We start from the raw sequence: 3,959 nt of genomic DNA on the forward strand, positions 1-3,959 counted from the left end.
GAAAGCAGATGCCAGCGAGTGGGACAAAAAACGTTACTTGCTTTTTGTACCCAAGGCACGGCAGGCAGAAGTGCTCAGCCTGGCAAAAACCCTGGTGCACGAGAACAAAACCCTGGGGCTAAGGCTCAAGGGACCAGCGGCCAGTGCCTACCGGATCAAACACGGAATCAAAGGCAAACACGGGAAAGTGTTTTTGTTTATAGGGGTTGGCTAAGTCCTCTCCTGTACGCTTCTATTTCTCCAAAGGTGAACCTATCTTATCTGGTTTGCCTTTGGGGGGTTGGGGCAAATAAGAAAAACTGCCTAAGTGCATATAATGCCCCCAAACCACCCTTTTTACCCTCAATATGTCTCAGTTGCCCGAAATTTCCCCTTGATTGTATCATTTTTTACCCCAATGAACTTCAGCAACCTTTTATTATAGCACTATTACTGGAATAAATGCCCGCTATCCGCCCAAAAATGGCACTTTTCTTAGTACACCAAACGCCTCCAAATATCGCTTTTGGCAAGCTTTATTACCTCATAATTCACTGCTCAACAGTGAGTTGATAGTCGGACTGAATTAGTCGTTCTTAGACATATAATAATTCAAACAAGGACTTACTAAATCACTTAAAACAATGACTACAACAGACACAAAAACTACTTGGACAGCCCGCAATATCTGGATCAAAAAATGGAACAAAGAAGCGGTGTTTATTGAAGACAGGCTCGATAAATACCGCTCGGTGTGGGTACCCCGCACTGCCATCCGAAACCCTCAATTTAAGAGCAAGCGTGACTTTGGCAACAGCATTCACTATATATATGATGTTGAAATCAACGAAGAGTGGTGGAATGCCAACGTGCGCTACCGGGGTTTTGAGTTTGAAACCAACAATGGGCACAGAAAAAGCTGGTGGAGTTAATCACTCTGCCAGTTTTTTGACTTAACTAACAAATCACAGATGTTCCTTGCTCCAAAGGCAACCTTGCCTCCCCTAAAGGTTGCTCACGTAAATGGGGGCTTGCTGTACCTGGCAACAAAAAACACAGCTTCAAGCCACTGCCCACTTTGTCGACGGGGCATACCTTGCCCCCTACCGAGGTAGCCCACTGCTGGATGGCAGCGAGCCCTACTCCTGAAATTGCCCCCGTAATCCGTCGTTTGAACGAATGGTCGAAAATATCGGTATTGCTGGTCGGATACAGGCCATTGTCTTCTATATACATCGCAACGGTTTGACTATTGTAGGCCGCCGCTTCGATGCTGATAAAACGCTCTTCATCGGGGTGGGCGTGCTTGCCCATATAGTGTACCAGGCTAAAGAACATTCTAAAAAAACTCATTTTATCTACCCTCACGTGCAGGTTTGCCACATAGCTCGAAAAACGAATGTCCTTTCGGCTAAAATAAAGGTGATACATTTGGTAAGCTGTATCAATAAGTACCTTTAAACTGCATTTTTCTATGTGCACAGCTTCGGTAGAGATGTTATTGACATCGTCAATGCTGCGAAGGGTGTCTTCTAGTTCACTGATTCTTTTGAGCAAATCGGTATTTGCCAACTTATAGGCTTTTTGCTTCATTGTTTGCACCAGTTGCCGAGCTTCCTGCAAGCCTTCTGATATTAATGATTGTTGGATTGTATCGATCATCATTTGATTGTTTTATGGTTGTATTGTTTTGCTTCGCTGATTGTTTAATCGTTGCGCAAAGCGGGTATATCTATTTGATTGGATAGTAATTGAAAAGAAGGACAGGCTCAGTAAACCTGCCTTCTTGGTTTATCCCTGTTTTAACCAACTACTCATCCATCACTAACCTTCACTTGGTAACTATTTAAGAACATACTAACTACAATTACGAATGTGAGAATTACGAACCGACCGTAGGGAGCTCTGCGTAAGCTAATTACGAACCGACCTCTGCCTTGGCGAATTACAATAAGTACTGTGTAAGCTAATTCGTAATTCGTAATTGACCAATTCGTAATTCCCATTCATTTAATTTTTTTCACCTTCACCTCAAAGCTGTTCCGTTCAGGGTTTGTCACATCATACACTCTTATTATATATATCCCAGCCGAAAAATCCTGCAAGTAGATTTGATGCTCACGGGTACGACTTGCCCAATGCCCTCTGGCTACTACCTGCCCACTCAGGCTAGTGACCTGCCAACGAATATCGGGCGAAGGCGTTAGGCTTTGGGGCAAGGTGAGTGTCACTTCTTGCCTCACCGGATTAGGGTAGGCAGTCAGCGACTGGGGCAACGGGTGCTTGTAGTGGTTTGCAACAAGTCCTGTGACCGTATTTTCATCATTATCGCGCTTGGCTTGGGCAGGTACTTTTGCCGTAGCCACTTGGTAAATGTTTCTGCGTTGATAGTCTGCCACAAATACCACTACTTTTAAGTTTCTGGAGTTTGTTGCGGTTGGTCCCACGTTGTAACTAAACCCAAGGCTTTGAACTTCACCTTTTTGCCACGCATGCCCTCTAAATACTCCTGCTGCATCGGGCAACATCTTGCGAAGTACCTGAGCGTAGGTTTCGCCTGTGCCACTGGCCACTCGATTACTGTCTACAATGGCGGCGTGAAAAACAACAGGCTCGTTGAAGGCTGTTAAGGCAGTGATCTTTGCTGAGATTTCGAGCGATTTGTTTTGCCATTTCACAGGGGCTATTGTGATAGTAAAATTCGCTGGCAACAAGGTCTTTTTGAGTAGGCTGTCTTTGAGTTGGGTCACTGACAAGGAATCTTTCACCCTGCCGTTTACCACCGTAGCGGGTACGTTGCGCAAACCGTAATGCAAAGCCCTACCACTGGGGTCTTTAGAATTTGCCTCATTGAACTCATCTACCGTGGGGAAACTGGTGTGGTAATGAATACTTACAATTTCGCTGCTACTCATTACTTGAGCTAAAGCTTGACTTTTACTGGCGGCACTTGCCATCCCTTGATTAGTAAAGTATTCTAGCAACGCCACCCGGTTGCGACTACGAACTTCGAAGTTATCAAAAGTCACTCCCTGATATTTGCTACCTGGAGGGTTGTCGGCATTGGAGCCAAAGGCAAACCTAAACCTGATGAGGGCGTTGGCAGGTAAGTTGGCAATGGCTCGGTCTAGAGCAATGCGTGCCGTGCGCCAACCTTTGATCTTGCCCGACCAACCTTGAGCGTCACCGTTGTCTTCGCTGAACCGATCGCCTGGTTTGCCCAAAATAGGGGTGGTATTGTACCAAGCAATGCCTTTCCCAAGTGCTCCCAGACGTTGCCAGGTCTTGCCATCATCCAAGGTATAGAGTAACACCAATCCATCGGCACCCACATCGGCGTCTAGTTTGTAATCGAAAGAAAGCATCGGGCGGGTGAGCTGGTCAATGTCAAAAGCAGGGCTTGCTACATATGATTGTTCATTAGCTGCATAACCACCCGGCATTTGCCAGGCATCATTTACAAGTTGCCAACTGCTGCCTTCGGTTTTCTGATCAGCTACTTTTATAGTACCGTGGGTGAGCCAGCCACCCGTGGCGTTTTCGAAACCGCTATAATAAGGAATCGTTTCAGTTATTTTTATTAATGGAAAAATATCAATGCGGCGAATCAGCGTGTATTCGCCCACTGAGGTGCGAATGGTGAGGCTCACCTCATAAGTGCCAGGATGTTGGTACTGGTGCACGGGGTTTTGTGCATTGGAACTTGCCCCATCGCCAAAGCGCCAAGTGTAGCCGCGAATAGAATCGCCTACTACCAGCGACAAGTTGATGAAGCGGGTAGGGCGGGGGTTCGTCTCCCCTTTACCGACAATGTACTGCCCCGCAAAGTCAAAATCTACCTTGAACGCTTGGCTAATCTGCTCGCTGCAACCTGCTGCATTGGTGGCGTTTAGGCTATAATTCAGTAATGGAATGCTTCCTTTCCTGTCGGGGTGTACCGGGTAGGCTACCTGAGACGTACTGGCGAGTAAATTGCCAAA

General features: G+C 46.3%; 3 protein-coding genes and 1 pseudogene. 2 read left to right on the forward strand and 2 right to left on the reverse strand.

The genetic code is table 11. The annotated features are described in order from the left end of the window. Positions 1-214, forward strand: a pseudogene (locus Q0954_RS33140) (hypothetical protein); the annotation flags it as partial. 409 nt (positions 215-623) lie between these two features. Continuing rightward, complete coding sequence (locus Q0954_RS33145; protein ID WP_299466091.1) at positions 624-911, forward strand: hypothetical protein; 288 nt, start codon at positions 624-626, stop codon at positions 909-911. Positions 912-936: 25 nt separating this feature from the next. Here the strand turns inward: Q0954_RS33145 and Q0954_RS33150 are convergent, their stop codons facing one another. Both Q0954_RS33150 and Q0954_RS33155 read right to left on the reverse strand, forming a co-directional pair. After that, the gene (locus Q0954_RS33150) at positions 937-1,644 is read right to left on the reverse strand and encodes a sensor histidine kinase (protein ID WP_299466094.1); all 708 of its coding nucleotides are present in this window, start codon (positions 1,642-1,644) and stop codon (positions 937-939) included. Positions 1,645-1,985: 341 nt separating this feature from the next. Then, positions 1,986-3,959, reverse strand: a 1,974-nt coding sequence (locus Q0954_RS33155) for a PKD domain-containing protein (RefSeq protein WP_299466097.1), incomplete at its 5' end; no start/stop codon positions are given.

Origin of the sequence: uncultured Microscilla sp. (genome assembly GCF_947493425.1) — a bacterium.
Classification (GTDB): domain Bacteria; phylum Bacteroidota; class Bacteroidia; order Cytophagales; family Microscillaceae; genus Microscilla.

What these genes read in the sequence shown, in the direction of transcription:
- Q0954_RS33145 (WP_299466091.1), top strand. Translation starts at nt 624, where the DNA reads ATGACTACAACAGACACAAAAACTACTTGGACAGCCCGCAATATCTGG.
- Q0954_RS33150 (WP_299466094.1), bottom strand. Translation starts at nt 1,644, where the DNA reads ATGATGATCGATACAATCCAACAATCATTAATATCAGAAGGCTTGCAG.